Below are 26,425 nucleotides of genomic sequence, written 5' to 3'. Positions count from 1 at the left end.
GTACCGGCGCCGCTAGATTTTGTTTTGATCTCTCAGGGAGAAAAAGATGGCAGAGAAATCCATGACCAAGTCCCAACTGATTGCGGCCATTGCGGAGGAAGCAGCTCTCGACAAAGCGACCGCAAACCGGACGCTCGAGGCTCTCACCAGCATCGTGTCCAAGGAAATGGCCGCAGGCGGCGCCGTGACGCTTCCGGGCCTCGGCAAGTTCTACTGCCGTGCGCGTCCCGAGCGCACCGTGCGCAACCCCTCCACCGGCGAGATGATCCCCAAGCCTGCCGACCGCGTGGCGAAGGTGACCATCGCCAAGCAGCTCAAGACCGTGATCAACCCCACCTGATCCTCGGCCGGCCGCCCCGTCAGGGCGGCCCCGCCAAAGAATGCCAAACAGAGCCGCGCCCCCTGCGCGGCTTTCTTTTTTCGGGCCATCTTCGAGGCCGGGCCGGGGGCGGGCCTGGGGTTGGTGCACCAACGCCTGCTTGGCGCAGTTTACGGCGACGACATTGCCCAGACCGGCGGTATGCCCCTGCATTGACAATGCGCCGACCCGTCCGGTCGGGCCGTCGCAGGCACGGCCCCTTCGGCTTGTTCCGTGCCATTGGTTCCCAGCACAACTCGCACTCTCGGCTCGCTACACAGTTGGCCCTAAAGCCTCGGAAACACGCCTCTGCACCGCATGATGCAAAGGGCCGCCCCCGCGCCAATGCCATAAACTACACCGGGGCACTTCACGGCGCCCCCTCGCGCTGCCACCTATTCGGCCGTCTCCTCAGAGTGTGTCAACTTGGTGGCCCAAACAAACGCTTTCAGGAATTGACCAATTGCAGCGTTTGCTCGAGCGAAGGCATTGACGCAAATCTTGCCGCTTTCTACTCTCGCCTAAACGAAGGCGATTTTTATCGTCTTGATCAAGCCAGAGGCTGGTCAGATCTGTCGCTTTACCTGTTAGATTTCGTTTTCCGGACTGCGAAACCACGAACAATCGGGTCTCGCGCGAGCATCAGCTTCCAACCGGGGAGCGTCCTTCGGGACGCCGCGCATTCGCTTCTCACGAAGTTGAATGGAGGCCCCACGTCATGGGAACACTCAAGAATATCCGTCGAAAGAAGATGATCGCACAACGCGGGCGCTGCTACTATTGCGGCTTGGCGATGTGGGAGCCGAACGCCGCAGCAGGTCCAGGTAAGCATCGCAAGGCAGGGCCGGCGCCGAATTTCCTGCGCTGCACGGCCGAGCATCTTCACCCCCGTTCCGAAGGGGGGCGGAACACGGTGGACAATATCGTTGCTGCTTGCTGGTTCTGCAACAGCCGGCGCCACCAGCGGAAAAGGCCGCTTTCGCCCGACGCGTACCGTTTGCATGTGCAACGGCGAATGGCGGCAGGAAGATGGCTGGCTGCGGTCCTTGCCACACGGTCTTTATCTCCAAGGGCATAGTGCGCTGCCGATTGCGAGCCATACCCGTCCCGCCTTTCCGCCACCTCGACAAGGCCGCCCTGTCGAGGCATACCGAGCAGCGCCGCGCCGGATCGATGCGCGGCACTCTTCTCTGCCGGAAACGAATGGACCTGGAACGATGGATTGGCGCGCGCTCTCGCTCGGGTTTCTCTTCGCCGCAGCCTGGAGTTCCGCCTTCACATCCGCGCGCATCGTCGTGGCCGACGCGCCGCCCTTCCTGGCGCTTTCCGTGCGGTTCCTGATCTCCGGCCTCATCGCGCTCGGTATCGGGTTCGCGCTCGGCCAGCGCATCCGGCTCGACCGCCGGGCCTGGGGTGGCGTGATCCTTTTCGGCGTCTGCCAGAACGCGCTCTATCTCGGGCTGAATTTCGAGGCCATGCGCACCGTGGAGGCCAGCCTCGCCTCGGTGATCGCCAGCATGATGCCACTGATCGTCGCGGCGCTGGGCCGGCTCACCGGCGAACGCCTATCGCGACAGGCGGGCCTCGGTCTCGTTGCAGGCTTTGCCGGTGTGCTCATCATCATGGGCGGGCGGCTGGGGCAGGGGGCCGACCTGCTCGGCATGATCCTCTGCCTCATCGGCGTGCTGTCGCTGGCCATCGCCACGATGCTCGTCCGGGGTGTTTCGGTGGGGGGCAACCTTTGGATGGTCGTGGGCCTGCAGATGCTAGTTGGCAGTGCGGCACTCTTTCCGGTGTCGCTCGCCCTCGAGACTTGGGTGGTCAACTGGAGCTGGCCGCTGGTTGTCGCGTTTTCCTATACGGTCCTGATCCCCGGTCTGGGCGCCACGATGATCTGGTTCGTGCTCGTCGGCATGATCGGCGCCACCCGCGCTGCGACTTTCCACTTCCTCAACCCGTTCCTGGGCGTCGCGACCGCCGCTCTCATCCTCGGCGAGCAGGTGGGGCTGCGCGATGTGCTCGGCGTTGCCGTGATCATGGCGGGCATCCTCGCGGTGCAGACAGCGCGGCGATAGGGCCGCGCGCCCCACGGCTCAGGGGCGCAACGAAATCACCTGTCGTCATGCTTTTTGCACTACGAAATGCATATCGAATGCATACGGTTTTCATATCGGCCGAAACGTCCTCTCGAGGGGGCTGCACGGGTCTGAAACCTGCGGCGCACGAATGCTCTGGCCTTCCGGATCGGGCGGGGCAATAACCTCCCCAAAGAGGAGACAGCCATGGACAGGAAGATTCCGGACGCAGACCTGCGCGCGCAGATCCGGCATGCGATCGACACCAAGACCAAGCCCGTGGGCTCGCTCGGGCGGGTCGAGACGCTGGCCGCGCAGATCGCCGAAATTCAAGGCACGGTCACGCCGTATCTCGATGGCTGCGAGTTGACGATTTTCGCGGCAGATCATGGGGTTGCGGCCGATGGTGTCTCCGCCTATCCCCAGGCCGTGACACGGCAGATGGTCGAGAATTTCCTCGCCGGCGGGGCGGCCTCCACCGTCTTCGCCGCGACCTTCGGTGTGCCCGTGCGTGTGGTGGATGCGGGTGTCGCGGGGGCGCCGATCGAGAATCCCGGACTGCTCTCGCGACGGATCGCGCCGGGCACGGCCAGCTTTCTTTCCGGCCCCGCCATGAGCGCCGAGCAGGCGGAACGGGCCCTCTCCGAGGGGCGCCGAATCGGCAATGGCCCCGTCCATCTCGCCGCGGCCTTCGGGGAAATGGGCATCGGCAACACCGCCTCCGCCTCGCTTCTTGCGCACAAGATCGCGGGCCTGCCGCTCGAATCCATCGTCGGGCGCGGCACCGGTCTCGATGACAAGGGCTTGGAACGAAAGAGGGAAATTCTCGCCCGCGCGGCAGCGCGCACACCGGAACGTCTCGCGGCCTCCGACGCGCTCTGCGAGTATGGCGGCTTCGAGATCGCCATGATGGCCGGAGCCATGCGCGGCGCGGCAGAAGCCGGTCGCATGGTGCTGGTGGACGGCTTCATCGCCTCTGCCGCAGCGCTCCTCGCCCAGTCCATCGATCCGGCCGTCCGCCGCAACTTCGTCTTCGCCCATGCCTCCGCCGAACAGGGCCACCGCGCGATACTCGACTTCCTCGAAGCCGACCCGGTCCTCTCGCTCGACATGCGCCTCGGCGAGGGCACGGGCGCGCTGCTGGCCTGGCCGATCCTGCGCGCCGCCACGGCGATGCTCACGGAGATGGCGAGCTTCGAGAGCGCCGGCGTCAGCGGGCCCGCATGAGAGAGCGGATCGCGGAGGAGGCGGCGGTCTTCGCCCTCGCGGTGCAGTTTCTCACCCGACTGCCGCTTCCCGCCGATCCCGGCTTCACCCCCGAACGCCTCGCCGCCACCCCGCGCTGGTATCCGGCTGTCGGCCTCCTGATCGGCGCGCTCACGGGCCTTGCCTTCTGGCTCGCCGCCCTCGTCCTCCCTCCCGCGCTGGCTGCACTTCTCTCGACCGCCATAGGCCTCCTGCTCACCGGCTGCTTCCACGAGGACGGGTTCGCCGACTGCTGCGACGGGCTGGGCGGCGGAGCCACTGCCGAGCGCGCGCTCGAGATCATGCGCGACAGCCGCCTCGGCACCTATGGCGCAGCGGGCCTCGGACTGATGCTGGGCGGCAAGATCATCACCCTCGCAAGCCTGCCCGTGACCCTCGCGCCGATTGCCCTCATTGCGGGGCACGCCGCGAGCCGGTCGTCCGCGGTACTTGTGATCGCCACCAGCACCTACATCCGCCACCACGGCACGGGCAAACCCGTGGCAAACGGCCTCTCGCGCAAGGGACTCGCGCTGGCCCTCCTCACCGGCGTGGCGGCTCTGGCCACACTCGCGCTTGCCGCCGGTTGGGCCAGCCTGGGCGCTCTCGCCGGCATCGCCCTCGGACATGCCGCCATGCGCGCACGCTTCGAGAAACGGCTGGGGGGCTATACCGGCGATTGCCTCGGCGCCGTCCAGCAGACGAGCGAGATCGGCTGCTACCTGGGGTTGCTGGCATGCCTCTGATCGTGCTGCGTCACACCAAGCCCGATGTTGCGCCGGGCACCTGCTACGGCCGCACCGATCTCGCGCTCGCCACGTGCTTCGAGGAGACCGCGAGAGCCGCACATGCAGGCCTGCCGCCGGTCGCGCGGATCGTCAGCAGCCCGCTATCGCGTTGCCTGCGCCTCGCGGAGTGGATCGCACAGGCAAGAAACCTGCCTCTCGAAATCGACCCGCGCATCGTCGAGATGGATTTCGGGCGTTGGGAAGGCACCCCCTGGGCCGAGATCAGCCGGCCCGAACTGGACGCATGGGCCGCGGATTTCGAGGGCGCACGACCCCATGGCGGCGAGAGCGTCGCCATGCTCGCGGAACGGGTCTCGCGGGCGCTCGAAGGGCTCGGCCCGGAGCCGACGCTCTGGGTCACCCACTCGGGTGTTTTTCGCGCCGTCTGCGCCATCCGCGGGATCGATGACGGCTGGGATACGCAACTCGATTTCGGCTGCTGGGTCAGCGTCGAACCCTGAGGGGCCCGCTCGATGGTCTATCGCCAGAGTAGACCCGAACTCGGATCGCGCCCCCAGGGGCCGACGATCACGTTCTGATCCTCGAGCTCCTTCTTGGCCGTGGCGCTTCCGGATCGCGCGGTATCGACGAGGATGCGGCTGTCGTCCGGCTGGTGCTCCGCCGCGCTCGCGATCACGTCGCGCATGGGCATGAAACCGTAAGCCTGCTCGGTCATGTCCGCCGCATCATAGGTCATCTGGCCAAGTCCCACGTAGTGACGGATCGTGCCGCTGCGCCGAAGCCGCCCTTCGAAGAACGCACAGGCAATGAGGCATTCATCGGCGAGCCCCCTGAACGTATCCTGCGGCGCGCGCGCATCCATGGCCTGATTGATGCGGACCGTGAGGAGATCGACCGTGATGGCCTCCCCGATAAAGCGGGCGAAGGTGATGGACAGATAGGCTTCCAGCGTCTCCGTCAGTGGGACGTTCGCCTTCTCCATACCCGTCTTCACGAATTCCGATGCGATAGCCAGCGTCGATGGGTTCATGTCAGATCCTGTCGTAAGCAACTCCTCCAGAGGGCGAACCGTCCGCCCTCCGTACCAAATCGTTTCGTGCCCTCGACGCGGCTGTCCCGCCGCCAGATCCAGTCGTTTCCTCGTTATCCAGCCCGTATGAATTGAGGGCCATTGTTGTTAAGAACATCCTAGCGGGCACACGGTCGGGCAGAATTTTGGTTGAGCGACCGCTCGGTAGTTTTTTGCCCGCCCGATCTTGTGTCCGGTCATCAAACTGTTACAAACCGTCCGTTCCACGTATCAAATGCTATCACGAGACCCGTAGATCACCAAGAATACTGTGACGGGGCCATGACATCGGAGCGAAGCGAAAATTGCTTGAGACTGAACTGAAGATCGCGCTCGACCCCAAACAGGAAGCGCGGCTCAGGCGCCACGCGGGCCTCACGAGCCTTCGAGTTGGCAACCGCAAGACGCAGAATCTCGTCAGCGTCTACTACGACACGCCCGATCACGACCTCGCAAAGGCGGGCATTGCATTGCGCCTCCGAAAGGTCGGGCGCCGGTGGATCCAGACAATCAAGTTCGGCAAGAATGGTGGCGGAAACGGGTTCTTCTCCCGGTCCGAGATCGAGATGCCGGCACCTGGTGGTCGGCTTGTTCTCGAAGGCCCCGACCCGGAGGGCATGTTTGCCGAAATCAATCGCATCACCGCCGGTGGCGCGGTTTCTCCGGTATTCGAGACCCGCATCCGGCGGGTGACGGACCATCTCAAGCTTGAGAACGGCAGCGAGATCGAGTTGGCGCTCGATCACGGCGAAGTTGTGGCGGGCGACATCACCCAGCCCATTCACGAGGCCGAAATCGAGCTGCTGTCGGGCGAGGTCGCCGCGGTCTACGATGTCGCGCAGATGCTCTTCGAGTCTGGGCCCGTCCGTTTCGGCAGCGAAAGCAAGGCTGCGCGCGGCTATCGTCTTGCCCGCGGCGAGACCGAGCCCCCGGTAAGCGCCCGCAATGCGGGGAGCCTGAATTTCGACGCGGATGCGACCGTGGAGAGCGTGGCACGGGATGTGCTGCGCGACTGTTTTGCCCAGATCGCGGCGAATATGGTCGTGGTGGCCGATACCGATCTCATGGAAGGCCCGCACCAGCTTCGCGTCGGCCTTCGCCGGATCCGCACCGCGTTTTCCGTCTTCGGGGATGCGCTCGGCAAGGAAGCCTTCACCAACCTCTCCGAACAGGCCCGCATCCTCGGCCAGATCGTCGGTAGCCTCCGCGACATCGATGTGCTGATCGACGAGGTTGTCGCGGACACTGGCCAGGGTCTCGATGACAAGGCGAGTGAAGCCCTGATCGGCGTGCTGGAAAAGCGCCGCACCAAGGTTCGCGCGGACGTGCGGGATTACCTGGTGAAGCCCGAATGCGTGAATTTCCTCTTCGATCTCGGCCGGATGATCGAAGGGCGCGGATGGCTTGCCCCGTCCGACTATTCGCAGACCGCCCGGCTCGCGGCGCCCGTGGGTGAGTATGCCCCCGTGCTGCTCGACAAGCGCTACAAGAAGGTCTCGAAATACGGCAAGAAGATCCGCAAGCTCGAGGTCGAGGCGCTGCACGAGATGCGCAAGGAACTGAAGAAGCTGCGCTACACTGCGGATGTGTTCGAAACGATCTACCCCGGCAAGAAGGTCAAGAGCTACATCAAATCGCTCAAGACGCTTCAGGACAAGTTCGGCAGTCTCAATGACGCCGCGATGGTCGAAGAGTATTTCTCCGGCACAAACGCACCGGGTCGCAGCGATGCCGCAGCACAGCGCGCCGTGGGCTGGATACTCGGCACGCTCGCGGTTCAGGTCGGCCAGGACCGGCCCAAGCTCTTCGACAGCTGGGACGAGTTCGCAAAGGAAAAGCCCTTCTGGTCATAGTGACCGGGGGCTTGCGCGAAACCGGGCCCCGGTTCCGCGTGCTTTCTTTTTAAACGGCGACCGAGTGCCGCGCTTCCGACCGGGCCAGATAGGTGTCGAAGACTGCCGCCACTACCCGGCGAAGGCCGCGCCCGGTTTCCGTCAGCTCGACGCTTCCGTCCTGGAGGCGGACAAGCCCGTCCGCTTCGAGTTCCGCCAACCGGCTCATCTCATCTTTGCACCAGTCCTCGGGGCGTCCGTGGCGAGCGCCGATCGCGCGCGTATCGACCCGCCCCGAACACATGAGCTGCTCGATCACCTCCGCCCGAAGCCTGTCTTCGTCGGTCAGTGCCAGCCCCTTCGCAATGGGCAGCCGCCCCGACGAAACCGCTCGTGACCAGGCACCGGTTTCGACGATGTTCTGTACGTAGCCCAGGTGCGTTCGCCCGATCGAGGTCGCCCCGACCCCGAGCAGCGCACGAGCCGCATCCGTGGTGTACCCTTGGAAGTTGCGGTGGAGTTTTCCGTCGCGTGCGGCCTGCGCCAGTTCATCTTCGGGCAGGGCGAAGTGATCGAGCCCGATGGCATCGTAGCCCTGGGCCTTGAGGGCATTGGCCGCCGTCTCGGCCTGCGCGCGCCGGGCCTTGCCGTCCGGCAGTGCGTGTTCCGGGATCATCCGCTGGTTCTTCGCCATCCAGGGCACATGGGCATAGCCGAAGAGCGCGACCCGGTCGGGCTTCATCCGCTGGCAGATCTCGATGGTTTCGAGCAGGCTTTCCTCGGTCTGGTAGGGCAGGCCGTAGATCAGGTCGAAATTGATTGCGCTCACCCCGGCCTCGCGCAGCCTGTCGACCACGTGCTGAACCATCTCGGGCGGCTGAATGCGGTGGATCGCCGCCTGCACGTCGGGATCGAACTCCTGCACCCCGAAGCTCGCGCGGGTGAAGCCGAGCCGGCCGATCTCGGCGGACATCTCGTCCTCGAGCGTGCGCGGGTCGCATTCGATGGCCACCTCCGCGTCCGGCGCCCTGTCGAAGAGCGACCAGACCGCGTTCATCGCGCGTCGCAGATCCTCAGGCCGCAGCACGGTCGGTGTCCCGCCCCCCCAATGCAGATGCGAGATCGTCATCCGCCCCGGCAGCGCCGTCGCCAGCAGCTCGATCTCCTCGATCAGCGTGTCGAGATATTGCGCCACGGGCTCGTAGCGCGCCGCAAGCTTCATGTTGCAGCCGCAGTACCAGCAGACCTCCTTGCAGAACGGCATGTGCAGATAGAGCGAGATCGGCCGGGTCGGATCGAGCTCCGCGAGCCAGCATCGGTAGGTCGTCTCCGGAAAGGCCGGCCGGAAATGCGGCGCAGTCGGATAACTCGTATAGCGCGGAACGGATCTGTTCGCATATTTCTCCCGCAAATCAGCCATTGTCCCATCCTCCCCAAATTTGTTGCCGGATATACCGGATTTCTGACCATCACGAATATGACACATGTCAAATTGGGCAATTCGCAGGCGCACCCAACCCCGGGCCGCCTGCGCGCATTCAGACGTTCTCGAAACAGATCGGCACAGGTTCCGAAGCTGCGGGCCGGCCGTCCGGGACCGCCCCGTGGCTCTCCCGCAGGATCAGCCGCGGCGTGACGGACCGTTCGGCAACCGCGCTCCCGCCCGTGCGGATGCGGCCGATCAGCGGCGCAATTGCCTCGGCCAGCAGATCGGCGCAGCGCGCGAGATCGGGATCGAAGCTGGTCAGCCCCGGGCTGGAATGCGACCCGGCAGGGAGGTTTCCGAACCCCACCACGGAAAGATCCTCCGGCACGGACAATCCCATCCCCTCCGCCACCCGGATCGCCTCGAGCGCCAGGGTGTCGTCGAGCCCGAGAATGGCCGTGGGCCGGGAAGGCGCACCCAGCAACCGCCGAATCTCAGCCAATCTCCCCCGGTGATCCGCGAAAGCCAGCGTCGCGACCTGAAGGTCGGTCTGGCTCCCGCCAGCCGCCCGAAGCGCCGTCGCCACCCCCGCCGTCCAGCGCGCCCGAAACAGGGTCGGTTCGCACCACCGCAGGAGGGCAAAACGGCGATGACCATGCCCGAGCAGGAGCCGCGTCGCGCGGGCCGCCACGCCATGCGCATCGCAGCCGACCCACGCGGTGGCTGGAATGCCCCCGTCTGCGATGGGCCTCGCCGCGCCGAATGCCACATGGGGAAACCGGTGCTCGTTGAGCAGGGCAAGCCTGGGGTCGTTCTCGCGGATGTCGGTCAGGATGATGCTGTCCGCCTTGCGCGAGCCGATCAGCTTTGTCAGCGCCTCGCAATCGGACCGGCCGGGAGGAACCTGCGTGACCAGAAGATCGATCCCGCGCCGCATCAGCGCCCCGCTCAGATTGCTGATCATCCGCCCCAGATCGAACGCACAACCGCCATCCGGTCGATCGGGCAGGACAAGCGCCGCAAGCCCGGTCTGGCCCGATACGAGCGCGCGGGCGGCGCGGTTCGGGCAATAGCCGATCTCGCGCGCGGCCATCTCGACGCGTTTGCGGGTCTCCGGCGAAATTCGATCCTGCCCCGAAAGAGCTCTCGAGACGGTCGCGATGGAAACGTCCAGCTTTTTCGCCAGATCCTTGAGTGTTGCATTCCCGTGTGACACGGGATCCTCCCCTTTTCAGGAAAAGGATAGCGCTGCAAACGGGTTCCGCCAACAAAAAACAAGGGCCCCGGACGAGGTGTCCGGGGCCCGAGCGCTACTGTGTCTGCGTCGTGACGCGGCTTATTCGCGATTTCCGAAGAGCGAGAGCAGCATCATGAACATGTTGATGAAGTCCAGATACAGGCTCAGCGCACCCATGATCGCGGCCTTGCCAAGCCACTCCTGATTGCCGCTGGCGGCCATCTGGATGTAGGTGTTCTTGATGTTCTGCGTGTCATAGGCGGTAAGGCCGGCAAACACGAGGACACCGATCGCCGAGACGGCAAAGGCCAGTGCCGAAGAGGCAAGGAAGATGTTGATGATCGATGCCACGATCAGACCGATCAGACCCATCATCAGGAAGGTGCCCATCGCGCTCAGATCACGCTTCGTCGTGTAGCCGTAGAGGCTGAGCGACGCAAAGGCGATCGCGGTCACGAGGAATACGGTAACGATCGACTCGCCGGTGAAGACGAGAAAGATCGAGCTGATGGAAATACCCATCACCGCCGCGAAGGCGTAGAACACCGTCTGGGCGGTGGCGGCCGACATGCGGTTGATGCCCGCGCTCATCCCGAAGACGAAGATGAGCGGCGCGAACATGATGAGCCACTTCAGCGGCGAGGCGTAGATCGTGCTGCCGAGGCTCGTGAGATACTGGCCCTCGCGGATCATCATGCCGGACGCCGGGTCGCTGGTCACCGAAAGCCCCGCGATGGCCCAGGCGGCCAGGGCAGTGATCAGCATGCCTACGGACATCGTGCCGTAGACCTTGTTCATGTGGGCGCGTAGACCCTCGTCGATCTGCGCCGTTCTTACGCCGGCGTGCGTCCGACGAACGGTCTCGAATTCGGCCATGTGTTCCTCCGTTGAACCAAAAAGTTCCAGCGAAGCGCTGGGTTTGCATGAAATATTGGGTATTGGGTCGGGAATTTCAACGGTGAAGTCGCTAAGACTGTGCTGACATTTCGGTCATGACGCGCGGGGCGGCGATGGATCGTCCCGCGCGCCCAGTTCAATCCCGCTCGAACCGCTCGGGGATGAACTGATCCCGTGTCTCGATCCCTGGCAAGTTGCCGTAACCCATACGCTTTTCGCATCCGGCCGAGTTGGGCGGCTCAGTCGCGGCCTCCTCCATCCGCTTTCGGAGGTCCGCCGCAGGGGTTGCGCCGTCGCGCGCCAGAAGGTCCGCCACCCATCGGGTAAGTTGGGGCGCCGCGACACTCGTGCCGCTCAGGGAGACGGTGGAGCCCGAATGTGACCCGGCGGCGAGGATTCCGAGGTGCACACGCGAATCGTCCGAACGCATCAGGACATCGGGCTTGCGACGGGCAAAAACAGGCTCCCCGGCCGTGCCCACCGGGCCCCCGGCGGAGTAGGGGGCGACCTCCCCGGTCTGCGCGATATTGCCTCCCGCGACCAGAGTCTCTTCCCCCGTCGCAATGGCATTCGCGAGCCGTGCGCGTTGCACCGGGGATTTCAGACCGGCCTGTTCGGGGTGGCTGTCATCCTCCACCAATGTCGTGACGCGCGAGGCCGAACCGATCTTGGCTTCCGCGATCATGCGGTGGTTCCGATGCTCGAAATAGGATTGCCGCCCGGCCTGCGGGTAGCCGTGCAGCGTATCGTCACGTTGCGACCAGAGCAGAACCCGGCCCTTGCAGGAGGGGGCCGCGGCCTCGAACTTCAGGGTCCATCTGCCCGAGGGGGCGATACTGAAATCTCCCTCTTCCAGAGGGTCGGGCACGGTCGGGCCGATATCGATGCGTATCATGGCCCGCCTCTCGCCATTGGCAATCCGACTGATCTTGCCCGCTGTCTTGCCCAGGTAACGGATCTCCACCGGATCGGCCACTTCGCCTGCAAGCGTGAATTTCGCTCCGGCGGGCGTGGTCAGTTCACACATTACGTCCTCGGCGGCCATCCCAGCCGGCAACCAGGCTTCGACCGTGCTGCAGGTCCTGTCGTCGGGCTGGACGATCCAGTCCACCTGTTTCTCAGTTCCTTCGCCAAGGTCGATGCAGGCATGGCACTGCGAGAGATGATGGTTGCCTGCGGGCAGCACCACATGAACCATGCCCTCGCGGTTTTTCACCAGCGAATCTATGGCCGATTCCAAGAGCCCGGTCGCGTCATGCGGCCCGGCGATCTTGCCGAGGCTCGCGTTGATCACGAGCGGCATCTTGTTCTCGCCCCAGATCCGGTCCGCCTGATCGACGATGAAGAGGATGCCCAGCCAGATGTGGAAATCCAGCCGCCGATCGTCGATGGGGCGCGCGATCACCGGATTGGCGATCTGCACCGCAATGACCGGGCGCGAACTGGCCTCAGCCGAGCTGGGCGCATAGCCGGCTGCGAGATCGGCCACATGCATGCCATGCGCGATCCGGTGCGCGGCGAACTGCGGACCGGCCTTGCGGTAATCGATCAGACCCAGCCTGCGGTAGATCGCGTCCTCGTCCATATGTGGATCGGCCCAGGCAAGAGCCGCGTCGATTTCTTTTCGTGTCAGCGTCTTTCCGAGCGCACGACCCTGGAGGTCACTCTCGCTGAACGCCTTGATCGCCTCGATCTCCTCCCGATCGGTCAGCAGCGTGTTCTGATCCCAATAGGCTTCAACCCGGCTTTCAAGCGTGTCGCATCGCAGCCGCTCATGCGCGATGGCAATTCCGTCATCCACGATGCCGATGCAGACCTCTCCCCGGCGTGGCTTGGTGGAGGCCGCCGGCTCTCGCCAGTTGAGCGCTGCGGGCAATCTCCGCGCGATGCGGCACAACCAGCTTGGAAGACTGCCCGGCACGGACAGCCGGATCGTCTTGTCCGCATCCCGAAAGGCGATGATCGCCGGGTCGCGCGCATCCGGGTCGGCCAGCCGGGCGAACCACTCGGGAGGGGCGATCACGGCAAGGTAGGCCCCGCCGGTCAGGCGCGCCGCGCGGGCGCCGCCGATCACCGCCGCACCATTGCCCTCCTCGCCCTCCAGCGGCGGCAGGTTTCGGAAGGCCGCGCGCACCTTCTCGTCTGGAAGGTGCAGAAGGAAGGGAATAGCCATACGTTTTCCATACGGTTTCCATATCGAAACCATATCGGAATCCATGCCGCGAATCCGGCTGAAGTCGAGCGTTTGCGCCGCGTCGGGATCTCCCTCCGCAACGCCGTGTCCGTCATGATCGAAGGCCATGGCTCAGGTCCATTCCTTGCGGGCTTCATCCCAGAGCCAGTGCAGGATCTCGGAGCCTTGTCCTTCCAGTTCTACTTTATCTTTCAGCAGCTTGATGCTCGGATGCGCGTCCTCGTCCTGGCGAATCTGGCCAGCCTTCACATCGAAAGCCATGGTCCAGTGGAAGTCGCGATGCCCGATGGATGTGTCTTCCGCAGGCATGGTCGCGCGACCGTCGAAATGCGCTGGCCTATAGCTGCCCACGCCCCCTTTCGCCCGCCCGACAAAATATGCGCCCAACGTCAATCCGAGCGTCGCCCCCGCCGCACTGTCGAGCGGAAAATGAACCCCCGCAACGGTCCTGTTGACCGCTATCCTGTTGGCAAGCTTCATAAATTGAATGCCATAGCTTTCTTCGCCATAGGGATCGAGATCGGCATCCTTCAGAAGCTCCCAAAGCACGAATGCGGCCATGAAGGCTTCGGTCGAGTGGCCGGAGGGCAGGGTGCCGTGACCGGGCGTCTCGATGATCGGCTGCACCTGCGCGGAAAGCTCAATCGGTCGGCGGCAGGCGAGAGCATGCTTGAACTGATGCTCGACATGCCGGGCGAGCCGGAAGGCAACCTCAAGAAGCTCATGGGACTTGGGTTTGGTATCCGCGCGCAGAAACGCGATCGAGGCCTGAAACGGGGTGATTGCGCCGATCTGGTCGAGGATTTCCCCGTATCGGTCGGTACGGATGTTGGCGTAGCCATGCAGGAACGCCAGCTGCTCGCGGAAGGTTTCCTTTGTGGGGCGGTCCATGTGAACGACCGGTGTGAATTCGGCCCCGGTCGGTCCCTCAGGAGCTTCGGCAATGCTCATGTGATAGAGCGACGCGTCGTACCCCCCTTTCCCATGGCAGAAACAGAGCCGTGAGGTCAGTTCTGCATCGAACACCAGCGCCCGGTAGGACGGCGACCACTGCTTGAGATTGGCTACGCCACCCAGCGGCCGATCCGGCGGCGCCGGGCTTTTGGGGTCATTCCAGGCGCCGATAATCCCGTCGCGGGTGGTGATGAGCGAACCGGTGATCTCCGTGGGAGACACTCCGCCATGACTTCCATGCGACCCATGGCTCCCGTGTGATCCGTGACTGCCATGTGACCCGTGACTTCCGTGTGAGCCATGACTGCCGTGCGATCCGTGACTTCCATGGCTGTAAGTGCTCAAAATAGCCATCTTCCTGCCCTTCGAAATGTGAATGGAACGTAATGCAAAACTAAACCTGCCGACCAAGCAGACCGTGTGTGAGTCCGGCTCTCCTCAGGGTGGGTGTCGGGTAATCGGAGTCGTTGAATTGTTCGATGCTGAAACCAGGCTCCAACGCGCTAAGCTTGGTGATCGCAGCCGAGGCACCCTCTTCGTCGCCGCAAACGTGGCTCAGGGCGATCAGATATCGTAGGGATGGGCGGAAAGTGGGCGACATCTGATGAGCGAGAAGTGCGTATTTGCGGGCCTGCTCGAAGTCATGCGAATTGATCTTCGCGAAACACTCCAGAATATACCAGAAGCTTCGGTTGGGCTGGCTCGCAGAAAGTTCGAGCGCCCGACCAGATGCGATGCGTGACGTTTCGGATTCTCCGATTGCCGCTGCTGCGGCGGAGAAATGATTGTAGGCGATAGGGCTGCAGGGTCCGCAAAGCACGGAGGACTTCGCAAGAGCCCAGGCCTTCTCGGAACTCTTCTCCAGATACAGCGCCACATGCGCGGCCTGGGCAATAACGACAGGGTTGCGCGGGTCCCGCTCCAAAGCGCGACGAGAAAGCGCGATTGCCTCTTCGGTTGTTGCATGCCGGTCGGATGCCGTGCGCTCGAGCACTTGCGTTACCCGCAGGTAGGCCCGCCATGCATCGAGCGAGGCAGAGCGGGGCTCGTCCTGAAAGGAGGCAAGCACCTGCTCGCAGGCATCGAACTTGGTGCTATCGAAAGTCAGAAGGTCGCAGATCGCGCGATAGGCCTTGCGCGTCGAATGGCCTGTCATGGGGCCGTCCGCAAATTGCACTGCCGTTGCCGAGGTCACATGCGCGACGGCGCTGGAATAATCTTCCGAGAATGAGCGCGATCCGAGGGAAGAAAGGTGGCGCACGTCCGACCAGTAGACCGCACCACTCTTGGGGTCGCTCAGGACCGATTGCAGGGAAACGTTTTCCCCGAACCGGAAGGTGCGCACCTGTAGACAGACCGCATCATCGAGGCCCGTCTGGACAAGGCCGTCGCTCTGATACCGGATCTCCACCCCGCCGATATGTGAAACATTGGCCGCAATATCCATGCAGATCATGGATTCGAGGCCCTTGAGTTCGTCATCGCTCGATTGAGGCGGTGCGATCAGCAGAACGGAATGCCCGAGTGTCTCCGTCGGTCGGTGCTGCATGATTTCGGCAGGCGCCGTCAGTGGCTCGGCGGCCTCTTGGGCGCACCGCTCTTCCCACTTGTCCTCGAAATCGAAACGGCGATCGCGGATCCAGTCCTCGAATTCGGGATCCTTGACGTCGAGACCTTCGCAGAACTCCGGAGCCTCGCTCGAAATCGGACGCGCACTGTCTTCCAGCCCGAAATGCACGCTCACGAATTGAGGGTCGAGCGCGAGACGGTGACTGTCGGACAGGAGCCATTCGCCCTTGATGGGGACTTCCTTCCGCAGACGATGGATGCACTGCCGCAGGTTTGACGCACCGCGTGCTTGTGGGCTGTCGCTCCAGAGCTTGTCCTGAACCCAGATGCGTGGTCGGCTGAATCCTGTCGCAGTCGCAAGCAATGCGAGCAGTGCCTGAGCCTTCTGGCTCTTTGGCGTCACGTCGCTTCCGTCCGCGCGGCAAAGCCGCAGCGGCCCCGCAAGATGCAAGGCCAGATGCTCTATACTATCACAACGCATTGGGCCCCCGCCCGACTTGGATTCATTCCAAAAACTGATTTATTAAGTAATTGTAAAATAATGCACAGCTCTACGTGAAATGCAAGGTTCGCGCAAGAATGGAGCTCTCGCGCGTGGTGAATTGTTCGAATGTGCGGCGTATTGTCTACTTCGAGTGGATTATTGGTGTTTACGAGGAAGATAGCAGCGGGCCCGACCATCGGTTGAACGGCTGACCTGCGCGTTTCGGCCGATGTCACACCTGTTGAGGCTTTCCCGTCCTCATGCGTTGCCTTTTTGTTGCACTGCATTTAAGGCGCGTCTCGCGGGCACATGGGCCCGATTCCCGGACCAGAAACCCGCATGGATATCAGAAATATCGCCATCATTGCCCACGTCGACCACGGCAAGACAACGCTTGTCGACGCATTGCTCAAGCAGTCGGGCACATTCAGAGAGAACCAGGCGCTCACCGAGCGCGCGCTAGATTCGAACGATCTGGAGCGCGAGCGCGGGATCACGATCCTCGCCAAGGCGACCTCCGTCGAGTGGAACAGCCATCGCATTAATATTGTCGATACGCCCGGTCACGCCGATTTCGGCGGTGAAGTGGAGCGCATTCTGAGCATGGTCGATGGCGTCGTCCTGCTCGTGGATGCCGCCGAGGGCCCCATGCCGCAGACGAAATTCGTGACGGCCAAGGCGCTCGCGTTGGGGCTTCGTCCTATTGTCGTGGTCAACAAGGTCGACAAGCCCGATGCCGAACCGGATCGCGCACTCGATGAGGTCTTCGATCTCTTCGTCACCCTCGATGCCGGCGAGGAGCAACTCGATTTCCCGGTGCTCTACGCTTCGGGACGTTCGGGCTGGGCCGACGATTCGCTCGAAGGGCCGCGGGAGAACCTCAAGGCGCTGTTCAACCTCATCCTCGATCACGTGAATGCGCCAAAGCAGCTTGATCATGTTGACGAGCCCTTCTCCATGTTGGCCACGACGCTTTCCGCCGACCCTTTCCTCGGACGACTGCTTACGGGCCGCGTTGAGACCGGCACCCTGAAGGCCGGCCGCACGGTCAAGGCCCTGAGCCGTGAGGGCAAGGAGGTGGAGCGCTTCCGTGTCTCGAAGGTGCTCGCGTTCCGGGGCCTCTCACAGCAGCCCATCGAGGAAGCGCAGGCCGGAGATATCGTCAGCCTCGCCGGCATGTCCTCCACAACCGTTGCGGACACCATCTGCGACATGGCCATCGATGTCCCGATCCCGGCGCAACCCATCGATCCGCCGACCATCTCCGTGACCTTCGGTATCAATGACAGCCCGCTTGCCGGTCGGGATGGTGACAAGGTCCAGAGCCGGGTGATCCGCGAACGGCTGATGCGCGAGGCAGAGTCCAATGTCGCGATCAGGGTGGCCGACACCCCTGGTGGAGAGGCGTTCGAGGTTTCGGGGCGCGGCGAATTGCAGATGGGTGTGCTCATCGAGAACATGCGCCGCGAGGGCTTCGAACTTTCGATCTCGCGTCCCCGTGTGCTTTTCCGGGAAGAGGGTGGTCAGCGGCTCGAACCGGTCGAGGAAGTGACCATCGATGTAGACGAGGAATTCGCCGGCGCCGTCGTGGAGAAGCTCTCCCAGCGCAAGGGTGATCTCGCGGACATGCGCACCGGTGCAGGCGGCAAGACACGCATCGTGGCGCATGTGCCGTCGCGCGGATTGATCGGATATCATGGTGAATTCCTGACCGACACGCGCGGAACTGGCGTTCTGAACCGGGTTTTCCACGACTGGGCACCCTACAAAGGGCCCATCCCGGGGCGGCGCAACGGCGTTCTCATCTCCATGGAAGACGGCACTTCGGTCGCCTACGCCATCTTCAACCTCGAGGATCGGGGCAAGTTCTTCATCGGGTCCGGCGAGAAGGTCTATACCGGCATGATCCTTGGAGAGCACAGCCGGAACAATGATCTGGAGGTCAATCCGCTCAAGGGCAAGAAGCTCACCAACGTGCGCGCAGCCGGCAAGGATGATGCGGTGGTATTGACGCCACCCACGCGCCTCAGTCTCGAGCAGGCGATTGCCTATATCGATGACGATGAACTTGTCGAGGTGACGCCCAAGTCGATCCGTCTGCGCAAGCGGTTCCTCGATCCGCATGAGCGCAAGCGGCAGGCCCGCAGCGCGAGCTGACCTCCCCTCCATTTGATACCGATTTGGGCCGGATAGGGTGATGCGCACTCTTCCGGCCCTTGTTTTTCTAAGGTGAGGCTATCTGACGCAGCTCGAAGACTGCATCGATGCTGGCGTTAACCAATTCGCGGTTTGGGAAGATTCCGCGAGTGGGGATTGCCGCCGATTGCATTTTGCGAAAGCGATTTGCGAATTTGCACTAGCATTCCGCATGGTTGGGCGAGGTGAGCGATCGCTCGCCTCTAGATTGTGTCAGTCTTGGCTCAAATTTGAGTTAAAATACCGTAGATTGAGTTGCGGCGCAGAACAACAGCTTGCATTAGATGAGTTGGCACGATCCATGCATGTAGGTTGAGTGATAGAGCGTTTTGGCAATTGGAGCACTTGGTATGAAACATCCTGTTGACGTTCATGTAGGTAAGCGCGTTCGCCATCGTCGTTGGATGGTTGGGATGACCCAGCAGCAACTCGGCGATATTGTCGGGATCAAGTTCCAGCAGATCCAGAAGTATGAAACCGGCATGAACCGGATCAGCGCATCCCGCCTTTGGGATATCGCGCAGGCCCTTGATGTCAGCATCAGCTTCTTTTTCGAAGGGTTCGACGAGGCCGAAGCAGTCGAAAGCGCTCCGGCAGAAGTTTCTGCGACGCAGCGGGGAGACCTGCTGGCCGACAAGGAAGCCCTCGAACTGGTGCGGTCCTACTACGCGATCCCGGAGACCCAGCGCCGCCGGCTATTCGACCTTGCTCGCGTCCTGAGCGACGTCGCCTGATCCGGGCCAATCGCTCTGACGGCCCACGACACGCTTGACCGAGGACGCCGGATGGCAGAAATCGGTCGGGCGTCGAGGTCGAAGGGAGCCCGTGGCCAGGATGGCGATCACGCCGAAGTTGCAGCAAGAGCTGTGGAAGGTCGCGAGCGACCTAGCCGATGTGGCTGTGCGCGAGTGCTTGCCATTCTTCAGAAGTGAAGATCTTCGGGCATCGAGCAAGACTGCCGAAGGGTTCGACCCGGTCACCATGGCGGACCGAGAAGCCGAGAAGGCGATGCGCGCGGTTCTCGCCCTCAGACGGCCGGACGATGCCATCCTGGGTGAGGAGTTCGGCACGCAAGGCGGAACAACGGATCTTACTTGGGTTCTCGATCCGATCGACGGAACCCGCGCCTTCATATGCGGTGCGCCCACTTGGGGCATTCTGATCGGTGTGGATGCAGGTGAGGGGCCGATTTTGGGCCTGATCGATCAACCTCATATCGGTGAGCGCTTCATTGGCGGATTCGGTCGCGCGGAAGTGCGACGGAATGGGAACGCCCGCGACATTCGCACGCGCCCATGCACCTCGCTCGCGGATGCAACGCTTTTCACGACCTATCCGGAAGTCGGTTCGATGACCGAGCGCACCGGTTTCGAAGCGGTTCGCGACCGGGTGAAACTGACCCGCTACAGCCTTGATTGCTATGCCTATGCGCTCATCGCGATGGGGCAGGCGGACTTGGTGATCGAGGCTGGACTCCAGGCCTATGACATCCAGGGGCCGCAGGCCGTCATTGAGGCTGCGGGCGGGATCGTCACCAACTGGACTGGCGGTTCTGCGCATGAGGGAGGCCAGATCGTGGCGGCTGGCGATCCCCGCGTGCATGCGGCGGCGCTGGATCTCCTCGCGCCCTATGCGGACTGAGCTGTCTCGATATCGGTAATCAGCGCTTCGCTATTCCGCCAGATCCGGTTCTGGATCTCATGACGCTCTAGAAATAGCTCGTGGCGCCCATCAGGAAACTCCAGCAGGCGAGCTCCCTTCCATTGACTTGCCCGTTTGCGGATCTTGGATCGCGACACGATCCGCTCTCCGCCACCGACCATCACGAGGAGGGGAATGGTGGGCAGGGGGCGATAATCGAGGCGCAACATCTCGACAATTGCTGCCCGCGTCCAGCTCGGACCGGGCGGTCCAAGCGCCAACTCTGGATGGGCAGCAACCTGGGCTCGTGCCCAGCCGAACAGTTCCGCATCCGATGTCAGCGGATTGCCCGTGTAGGCGTCCGAAGCCTTGTCCGGCTCGGTGGTCGAAACCGGCGATACCGTTTTGCTTAGACCAAATACGCGCCCGAACCCGATAACCTTTGATTGCACTTCCCGCATCGCCGTGCGGGCCTGAAGTCGCCACATCGGCGCCGACATCACAGCCCCCGCAAAATCTGGGTGCTCCATCAGGCTGCGCTGCGCAATGCAGCCGCCCATGGAATGTGCAAAGGCATAGCGTGGCCCGGGAAGCCCGAGGTCGTTCGCAGCCGCGAGCATGGCAGTGACATCGTGCTGGAACTCGCGGAAGTCCCCGACGTGACCCTCGCTATGAGTGCGTCCCAGACGGTCCGAAAGGCCCTGTCCACGCCAGTCCACGACAACCGTTGAAAGCCCGATCGCCGCGAGTTCGCCCGCGACCTTGCCGTATTTCTCCGCATATTCCGTGCGGCCGGGAAAGATGAACGCCGTCCCGCGTGTGCCGGTTTCCCATACGGCAATACGGATCCGCACGCCGTCGGCTGTTCGAAGCCAGAAGGGGCGTGCACCATCCGGCGCGGAAGCCACTTCGGCAAAGAACGGCGCTGTTTCCATCACGTGAGCAGGCTGCCGAGTTTCATGGCCAACCCCATGTCGCCATCCACCTTGAGGCGCCCGGTCATGAAGGCCGCAGCCGGGTTGACCTGACCCTCCAGCAGGCCCTCAAATGTCTCACGGGTTGCGCGCAGGGTGCAGTCGGCCTCCGAATCGTCTTCGCGCACACCGCTTTCATCGACCCGGATCGAGCCTTCGTTCTCGATCACGAAGCGCACGGAGCCATTGACCCGGTCGCCGTCGAGCTTCTCTTCAAGTGCCCTCACGGCGCCTTCGATGACCTTGCTCATATTTTCTCTCCGATGCGGCGAAGCGCTTAGACTTCCGGTGAAGTCCTGCTAATCTAAGGGTCATGAAAAAATTCCGAAAGCGCTTCCTTGTTGTCCTGCCCTCCATGCTTTTTGGTGTGGTTTCCGCCGCGACTGTCTCCGCCCAGCCCGGTGAGTTTGCACCGGATTCGGAGATCGAGAGGCTCCATGAGCAGCTTGCGGAACCTGATCGTCAGGACTGGGAGCGGATCGAACGGCAGATCGAGCGGATCTGGTCGAGTTCCGGGTCGGACTCGATGGACCTTCTGCTTGAACGCGGACGCGAAGCCATGGGAGCGGGAGATCTCGAAACGGCACTGCAATACCTTTCCGCTCTCACGGATCATGCCCCCGATTTCGCCGAAGGCTGGAACGCACGCGCGACGACCTTTTTCATGATGCAGGAGTATGCGCTCTCAATCTCGGACATCGAGCATGTCCTGTCGCTCAATCCGCGCCATTTCGGTGCATTGCAGGGCCTCGGCATCATGTTCGAGGAGCTTGGAGAGACGGAACTTTCGCTTCGTGCTTTCCGTAAGGCCTACGAACTCAATCCCAACCAGCCGGAAATTGACAGTGCCATCGAGCGGCTGGAACGGCAAAAAGGCGCGGCCGAGCTCTGAGGCTCGGACACCGGAGGCGTAACGATGCAGCTCGGTGCCGAGAGGCGGGTCACGGCGGTTCTTGGCCCCACGAATACCGGCAAGACCCATTATGCGATCGAGCGGATGCTCGGCCATCGGACCGGGATCATCGGTCTGCCACTCAGGCTCCTTGCACGCGAGGTCTACGACCGAATCGTCGAATTGCGCGGGCCATCCGTCGTGGCGCTCGTCACCGGGGAGGAGCGAATCGTCCCGCCGCGCGCGGCCTTCTGGGTCTGCACGGTCGAGGCAATGCCGGTCGATCTCGGCGCGGAGTTCCTGGCGGTGGACGAGATCCAGCTTTGCGGAGACCCGGAGCGCGGTCATATCTTCACGGACCGGCTACTCAACGCCCGTGGCCTGTCCGAAACGCTGTTTCTTGGCGCAGAAACGATCCGGCCGATGATTGCGAGCCTGGTTCCCTCGGCGCAGTTCGTGCGCCGGGAGCGGTTCTCACAGCTCAGCTACGCCGGGCCGCGCAAGATCAGCCGCATGCCACCACGCAGCGCGGTGGTGGGCTTCTCGGTCGATGATGTCTACGCGATCGCGGAACTGATTCGTCGCCAGAAGGGGGGAGCGGCGGTAGTGATGGGCGCGCTCAGTCCGCGCACCCGCAATGCCCAGGTGGAACTCTACCAGAACGGGGATGTGGACTACCTTGTTGCCACTGACGCAATCGGCATGGGGCTGAACCTCGATATCGCCCATGTCGCCTTCTCGGGTGTGGTCAAATTCGACGGCCGTAGACACCGCCACCTCATGCCGAACGAACTTGCTCAGATCGCCGGCCGGGCCGGGCGCTACAAGATCGACGGCACATTTGGCGTGACAGGCGATGTGTCCCCGCTCGATGAGGGTGTGATCGACGCCATCGAGCAGAGCCGGTTCGCGCCGTTGCGCCGTCTGCAATGGCGCAATTCGGCGCTCGAGTTCGGATCGGTGGAGAGGCTCATCACCAGCCTCGAGGCACCTTCCGACAATCCCGAGCTCGCTCGGGCGCGGGAGGCCGACGACCTGGCGACACTGAAGTTTCTTTCGGAGAACAGCGAGTTGCGTGGGCGGATCATCTCGCCAGCCGATGTGCGCCTCCTTTGGGATGTCTGCCGCGTGCCCGATTTCCGCAAGGTCTCGATGACGGAGCATGCCAACCTTTGCATCCGGCTCCTGGGCTTCCTCCAGACGAAGGGTCATGTCCCGCGGGACTGGCTGGCGACCCAGATTGGACGTATCGACAAGGTTGACGGCGACATCGATGCCTTGTCGAAGCGTTTGGCATATATCCGCACATGGACCTATGTTGCGCAGCGCAATGGATGGGTTGAGGAATCCGACCATTGGCGGAATGAAACCCGTGCTGTAGAAGACCGCCTGTCAGATGCGCTCCACCTGCGCCTGACCCAGAGATTTGTTGACCGGCGCACGTCTGTGTTGATGCGGCGGTTGAAGCAGAGGGAGAGCCTTGTGGCCCACGTGACCGAAGACGGTGAGGTCTCGATCGATGAACAATTCATTGGTCGGCTTGAAGGATTCAGATTCAGGCTCGATCCGAACGCCGATCCGGAGCAGGTTCCGACGATTCGGGCCGCTGCCATCGCCGCGCTGGCGCCAGTGTTCTCGTTGCGGTCGGACAAGTTCTACAACGCGCCCGATACCGAATTCGATGTGACGGATCAGGGCGGCCTGATGTGGGGCGAGCATGCGGTCGGCAAGCTCGTCGCAGGCGCCGATCCGCTGAGCCCGCAGGTCGAGCCGTTCGTGGACGAAGATGCCGCTCCCGAAATCGCCGAGAAGATCCGCAGGCGTCTGGGGCATTTCGTCGACCGTCGAATCGCTGCGTTGTTCGAGCCGCTGATCAAGCTGCGTGACGATGAAGAACTTACCGGCATGGCTCGGGGCATTGCCTTCCGCATGGTGGAATCGCTTGGCATCCTGCCGCGCGGTGAGGTCGCCAATGACGTGAAGGGCCTTGAACAGGAGCAGCGCGCCGGATTGCGCAAGCACGGTGTCCGCTTCGGCCAGTTCACCGTTTTCATGCCGCTTCTACTGAAGCCTGCACCGACCCGCCTTCGGCTGGTGCTGTGGTCGCTGGCCGAGGGGCTGGACATCTTCCCGGAGGCGCCGCCGCCCGGTCTCGTCACCGTTCCGGCCGTGCCCGATGCGCCGAAAGGTTACTACCCCCGCGCAGGCTACCGGCTCGCGGGCGAACGTGCGATCCGTATCGACATGCTTGAGCGACTTGCTGACATGGTGCGGCCGTTCGACGCGCGTGCCGGTTTCGAGGCGACGCCGGACATGCTGTCGATCAGCGGTCTCACGTTGGACCAGTTCGCCAAGCTGATGCAGGGCCTGGGCTATCAGGCGACGCCGGGAACCCGCCCCAAGAAACGCCCCGAACCGGCTCCCGCGCCCCAGGCTGCAGAGGAGAGCAAGACACCGGCGGAGGCTGCGCCGGAGTCCGATCAGACAGGGTCGGTTGTTGCCGAAAGTGCCGACAAAGGCCCGGACAGTGCGGGAACCTCGGAAGCTGCAGCCGAAGCTCAGACTGCCGAAGAAACGGCATCTACGCCTGAACCGGAAGTCGCCGCTCCAACCGAATCGGCGCAGGCCGCACCTCCATCGCCTGAAATTGCGGAGGATGCCGTCCCGACCGAGGAGGCTCCCGAACCGGCTGAGGCAAAAGGGGCCGAGGAAGCAGAGGCGACCGGAGACACGCCCGCTGAGATGGAGACCTTCTATACGTTCACGCGCGCGCCGCGACGCAGGCCTGAACGGGCCCCGCGGGAGAATACACGCCCCCGCGGCGGGCAGAAACCCTCCCGTCAGGCGAAGGATGCCTCCGCTCCCGCTGCGTCGAGCGAAGCAGGCAGCGAAAGTAATCAGGAACGCGGACGGCCACGCCGGGGAAAGCCCGGCGGTGGTCCCGGCGGTGGCAACAAGAACAAGGGCAAGGGCGGCAAGCCGGGCGGGCCGAAGCATGGTGGCCGGGGTCCGCGGTCCGACAAGCCTGTCGATCCGGACAATCCCTTCGCCGCTCTCGCCGCGCTGAAGTTCAAGAACTGAGAGGCTGATGCAGGGGCCATCGCCCTCGATCCGCCTCGACAAGTGGCTCTGGCATGCACGCCTGTGCAAGACACGGAGCCTCGCGGCGCGACTGGTTGCTTCCGGCAAGATCCGCGTCAACTCCGCACGGGTGGTCAAACCCGCGACGCCCGTGCGGATCGGTGACGGTATCTCCTACGCCCGTGACGGTCGTGTGCGCGTGCTTCGGGTGAAGGGGCTGGGCGTGCGGCGAGGCCCCGCCGCCGAGGCTCAACTGCTTTACGAGGATCTAGAGCCACAGGTATCCGACTGAGGCCTTGATCCTGCAATTGAGCCTGATAAATAGCCTTTTGCGAAGTGTGACAGGCTTTGCGGATCTATCAACTACAAGGCTACGACCCATGACCTATGTCGTGACCGACAATTGCATCGCCTGCAAATACACCGACTGTGTCGAAGTGTGCCCCGTGGATTGCTTCTACGAAGGCGAGAACATGCTTGTGATCCACCCGGACGAGTGTATCGATTGCGGTGTGTGCGAACCGGAATGCCCTGCGGACGCAATTCGCCCGGATACCGAGCCAAACCTGGAAGACTGGGTGGAGTTCAACCGAAAGTACTCCGAGATGTGGCCGGTGCTTGCCACGAAGCGTGATCCGCTGCCCGAGGCCGAGGAGCGGGATGGCGAAACCGGTAAACTGGAGAAATACTTCTCCGAGACACCGGGCGAAGGCGGCTGAGTTACGCTCTTGTCCCTCACGCGACGACGTGACTTGAAGCGGTTTAGGCGCGGCGAAAACGTTTGAAATCGGTCAAATTGACCAAGTTCGAAGTGTTTCTCGCCCGGTGGTCTTCCATTTCGCGGTCGTTTGTGCTATTTAATCAGGGATGTGAATTCTCTGGGATCCCCACCGGCCGCGAGTCGACACTCAAAACCCATGTGCAATTGGCCCCTCTGAACGGTTGTCAGGCAACCCGAGGCGGGTCTTTGACTGAGCTTGCGGGCGGTACCAGGTAATGGCCAAAAGGAAAAGACGCGCAAATGAGCAAGTCCAGGAAGCTGGCGGATTTCCGCCCCGATGATTTCGTTGTCTATCCCGCCCACGGCGTGGGCAAGATCGTTTCCATCGATCAGCAAGAGGTCGCCGGTCTCAACCTAGAAATGTTCGTCATCTCGTTCGAGAAGGACAAGATGACACTGCGTGTTCCCACCGCCAAGGCCAGTGCCGTCGGCATGCGCCCTCTCAGTTCCTCCGACATCGTCGAGCGGGCCCTCGATACCCTCAAGGGCCGTGCGCGTGTGAAGCGCGCCATGTGGTCGCGCCGGGCGCAGGAATACGAGCAGAAGATCAATTCGGGCGATCTGATCTCCATCGCGGAGGTTGTACGCGACCTGCACCGCAACGATGATCAGCGCGAGCAGTCCTACTCCGAGCGTCAGCTTTACGAAGCCGCGCTCGAGCGCCTGACCCGTGAAGTTGCGGCCGTGAACGGCATCGAAGAGGTCAAGGCGCAGCAGCACGTCGACAGCGTGCTCGGTGGTCGCGTCGCAGCCTGACGATCCTGACGGGCG

24 protein-coding genes and 1 pseudogene are annotated in these 26,425 nt (G+C 62.9%); 15 read left to right on the top strand and 10 right to left on the bottom strand.

Going from position 1 to position 26,425, the window contains the following annotated elements; genetic code table 11:
* Nucleotides 1–46 precede the first annotated feature (46 nt).
* The 6 genes from ACP15W_RS12635 to cobC all read left to right on the top strand — a co-directional run bounded on the left by ACP15W_RS12635 (nt 47) and on the right by cobC (nt 4,927).
* Nucleotides 47–340 carry an HU family DNA-binding protein gene (locus tag ACP15W_RS12635; RefSeq protein ID WP_424933254.1) on the top strand — a complete coding sequence of 98 codons (294 nt, stop codon included), beginning with the start codon at nt 47–49 and terminating at the stop codon, nt 338–340.
* A 736-nt stretch (nt 341–1,076) separates the two neighbouring features.
* Nucleotides 1,077–1,436 carry an HNH endonuclease gene (locus ACP15W_RS12630; RefSeq protein WP_424933253.1) on the top strand — a complete coding sequence of 120 codons (360 nt, stop codon included), beginning with the start codon at nt 1,077–1,079 and terminating at the stop codon, nt 1,434–1,436.
* Between the two features lie 139 nt (nt 1,437–1,575).
* Complete coding sequence (locus ACP15W_RS12625; protein WP_424933252.1) at nt 1,576–2,433, top strand: DMT family transporter; 858 nt, start codon at nt 1,576–1,578, stop codon at nt 2,431–2,433.
* Nucleotides 2,434–2,640: 207 nt separating this feature from the next.
* Nucleotides 2,641–3,660: a nicotinate-nucleotide--dimethylbenzimidazole phosphoribosyltransferase gene (cobT, locus tag ACP15W_RS12620; RefSeq protein WP_424933251.1), complete on the top strand. Its 1,020-nt coding sequence runs from the start codon at nt 2,641–2,643 to the stop codon at nt 3,658–3,660.
* On the top strand, nt 3,657–4,424 hold the full coding sequence (gene cobS / locus ACP15W_RS12615; RefSeq protein ID WP_424933250.1) for an adenosylcobinamide-GDP ribazoletransferase: 768 nt from the start codon (nt 3,657–3,659) through the stop codon (nt 4,422–4,424). The genes cobT and cobS overlap by 4 nt, the downstream gene beginning before the upstream one ends.
* Entirely contained in the window at nt 4,415–4,927 is a 513-nt protein-coding gene (gene cobC / locus ACP15W_RS12610) for an alpha-ribazole phosphatase family protein (protein WP_424933249.1), read from the top strand. The genes cobS and cobC overlap by 10 nt, the downstream gene beginning before the upstream one ends.
* A 17-nt stretch (nt 4,928–4,944) precedes the next feature.
* Here cobC and ACP15W_RS12605 read toward each other — a convergent pair whose 3' ends face one another.
* Complete coding sequence (locus ACP15W_RS12605; RefSeq protein ID WP_424933248.1) at nt 4,945–5,457, bottom strand: hypothetical protein; 513 nt, start codon at nt 5,455–5,457, stop codon at nt 4,945–4,947.
* 344 nt (nt 5,458–5,801) lie between these two features.
* Here ACP15W_RS12605 and ACP15W_RS12600 point away from each other — a divergent pair, with 344 nt between their 5' ends.
* Nucleotides 5,802–7,349, top strand: coding sequence for a CHAD domain-containing protein (locus ACP15W_RS12600; RefSeq protein ID WP_424933247.1), 1,548 nt, complete (start codon nt 5,802–5,804; stop codon nt 7,347–7,349).
* Nucleotides 7,350–7,398: 49 nt separating this feature from the next.
* Here the strand turns inward: ACP15W_RS12600 and hemN are convergent, their stop codons facing one another.
* The 7 genes and pseudogenes from hemN to ACP15W_RS12565 form a co-directional block, all read right to left on the bottom strand.
* Nucleotides 7,399–8,748: an oxygen-independent coproporphyrinogen III oxidase gene (gene hemN, locus ACP15W_RS12595; RefSeq protein WP_424933246.1), complete on the bottom strand. Its 1,350-nt coding sequence runs from the start codon at nt 8,746–8,748 to the stop codon at nt 7,399–7,401.
* Nucleotides 8,749–8,866: 118 nt separating this feature from the next.
* The gene (locus ACP15W_RS12590; RefSeq protein WP_424933245.1) at nt 8,867–9,970 is read right to left on the bottom strand and encodes a LacI family DNA-binding transcriptional regulator; all 1,104 of its coding nucleotides are present in this window, start codon (nt 9,968–9,970) and stop codon (nt 8,867–8,869) included.
* 120 nt (nt 9,971–10,090) lie between these two features.
* The gene (locus ACP15W_RS12585; protein ID WP_424933244.1) at nt 10,091–10,867 is read right to left on the bottom strand and encodes a Bax inhibitor-1/YccA family protein; all 777 of its coding nucleotides are present in this window, start codon (nt 10,865–10,867) and stop codon (nt 10,091–10,093) included.
* A 157-nt stretch (nt 10,868–11,024) separates the two neighbouring features.
* The gene (locus ACP15W_RS12580) at nt 11,025–13,061 is read right to left on the bottom strand and encodes a S8 family serine peptidase (protein WP_424933243.1); all 2,037 of its coding nucleotides are present in this window, start codon (nt 13,059–13,061) and stop codon (nt 11,025–11,027) included.
* Nucleotides 13,062–13,193: 132 nt separating this feature from the next.
* Nucleotides 13,194–14,258, bottom strand: coding sequence for a phosphatase PAP2 family protein (locus ACP15W_RS12575; protein WP_424933408.1), 1,065 nt, complete (start codon nt 14,256–14,258; stop codon nt 13,194–13,196).
* Nucleotides 14,259–14,273: 15 nt separating this feature from the next.
* Nucleotides 14,274–14,390: pseudogene (locus tag ACP15W_RS12570) on the bottom strand (hypothetical protein); the annotation flags it as partial.
* Nucleotides 14,391–14,430: 40 nt separating this feature from the next.
* Complete coding sequence (locus tag ACP15W_RS12565) at nt 14,431–16,086, bottom strand: hypothetical protein (protein WP_424933242.1); 1,656 nt, start codon at nt 16,084–16,086, stop codon at nt 14,431–14,433.
* A 342-nt stretch (nt 16,087–16,428) separates the two neighbouring features.
* On the opposite strand from ACP15W_RS12565, the gene typA reads away from it, so the two are divergent.
* The 3 genes from typA (at nt 16,429) to hisN (ending at nt 19,926) form a co-directional block, all read left to right on the top strand.
* Entirely contained in the window at nt 16,429–18,246 is a 1,818-nt protein-coding gene (gene typA, locus ACP15W_RS12560) for a translational GTPase TypA (RefSeq protein ID WP_424933241.1), read from the top strand.
* Nucleotides 18,247–18,635: 389 nt separating this feature from the next.
* Nucleotides 18,636–19,019, top strand: a complete 384-nt coding sequence (locus ACP15W_RS12555; RefSeq protein WP_424933240.1) for a helix-turn-helix domain-containing protein — start codon at nt 18,636–18,638, stop codon at nt 19,017–19,019.
* Nucleotides 19,020–19,119: 100 nt separating this feature from the next.
* Complete coding sequence (gene hisN, locus ACP15W_RS12550; RefSeq protein WP_424933239.1) at nt 19,120–19,926, top strand: histidinol-phosphatase; 807 nt, start codon at nt 19,120–19,122, stop codon at nt 19,924–19,926.
* Here the strand turns inward: hisN and ACP15W_RS12545 are convergent.
* Both ACP15W_RS12545 and ACP15W_RS12540 read right to left on the bottom strand, forming a co-directional pair.
* Nucleotides 19,914–20,861 carry an alpha/beta hydrolase gene (locus tag ACP15W_RS12545; protein ID WP_424933407.1) on the bottom strand — a complete coding sequence of 316 codons (948 nt, stop codon included), beginning with the start codon at nt 20,859–20,861 and terminating at the stop codon, nt 19,914–19,916. The two genes, hisN and ACP15W_RS12545, sit on opposite strands and share 13 nt — an antisense overlap.
* A complete protein-coding gene (locus ACP15W_RS12540; protein ID WP_424933238.1) occupies nt 20,861–21,151 on the bottom strand; it encodes an SCP2 sterol-binding domain-containing protein in 291 nt (96 codons plus the stop codon). The genes ACP15W_RS12545 and ACP15W_RS12540 overlap by 1 nt, the downstream gene beginning before the upstream one ends.
* Before the next feature lie 62 nt (nt 21,152–21,213).
* On the opposite strand from ACP15W_RS12540, the gene ACP15W_RS12535 reads away from it, so the two are divergent.
* From ACP15W_RS12535 to ACP15W_RS12515, 5 genes are all read left to right on the top strand, one after another.
* Entirely contained in the window at nt 21,214–21,792 is a 579-nt protein-coding gene (locus tag ACP15W_RS12535) for a tetratricopeptide repeat protein (RefSeq protein WP_424933237.1), read from the top strand.
* Nucleotides 21,793–21,816: 24 nt separating this feature from the next.
* Nucleotides 21,817–24,873: a helicase-related protein gene (locus ACP15W_RS12530; RefSeq protein WP_424933236.1), complete on the top strand. Its 3,057-nt coding sequence runs from the start codon at nt 21,817–21,819 to the stop codon at nt 24,871–24,873.
* Nucleotides 24,874–24,880: 7 nt separating this feature from the next.
* Nucleotides 24,881–25,165 (top strand): RNA-binding S4 domain-containing protein, encoded by a 285-nt coding sequence (locus ACP15W_RS12525; RefSeq protein ID WP_424933235.1) that lies wholly within the window; start codon nt 24,881–24,883, stop codon nt 25,163–25,165.
* 88 nt (nt 25,166–25,253) lie between these two features.
* Complete coding sequence (gene fdxA / locus ACP15W_RS12520; protein WP_424933234.1) at nt 25,254–25,592, top strand: ferredoxin FdxA; 339 nt, start codon at nt 25,254–25,256, stop codon at nt 25,590–25,592.
* A gap of 302 nt (nt 25,593–25,894) precedes the next feature.
* Nucleotides 25,895–26,410: a CarD family transcriptional regulator gene (locus ACP15W_RS12515; RefSeq protein WP_424933233.1), complete on the top strand. Its 516-nt coding sequence runs from the start codon at nt 25,895–25,897 to the stop codon at nt 26,408–26,410.
* The last annotated feature ends 15 nt before the right edge of the window (nt 26,411–26,425 follow it).

The sequence above is a fragment of the Amaricoccus macauensis genome, assembly GCF_049800915.1.
GTDB classification, from domain to species: Bacteria; Pseudomonadota; Alphaproteobacteria; order Rhodobacterales; family Rhodobacteraceae; genus Amaricoccus; species Amaricoccus macauensis_A.
This window is presented reverse-complemented; position numbering and strand designations above follow the sequence as displayed.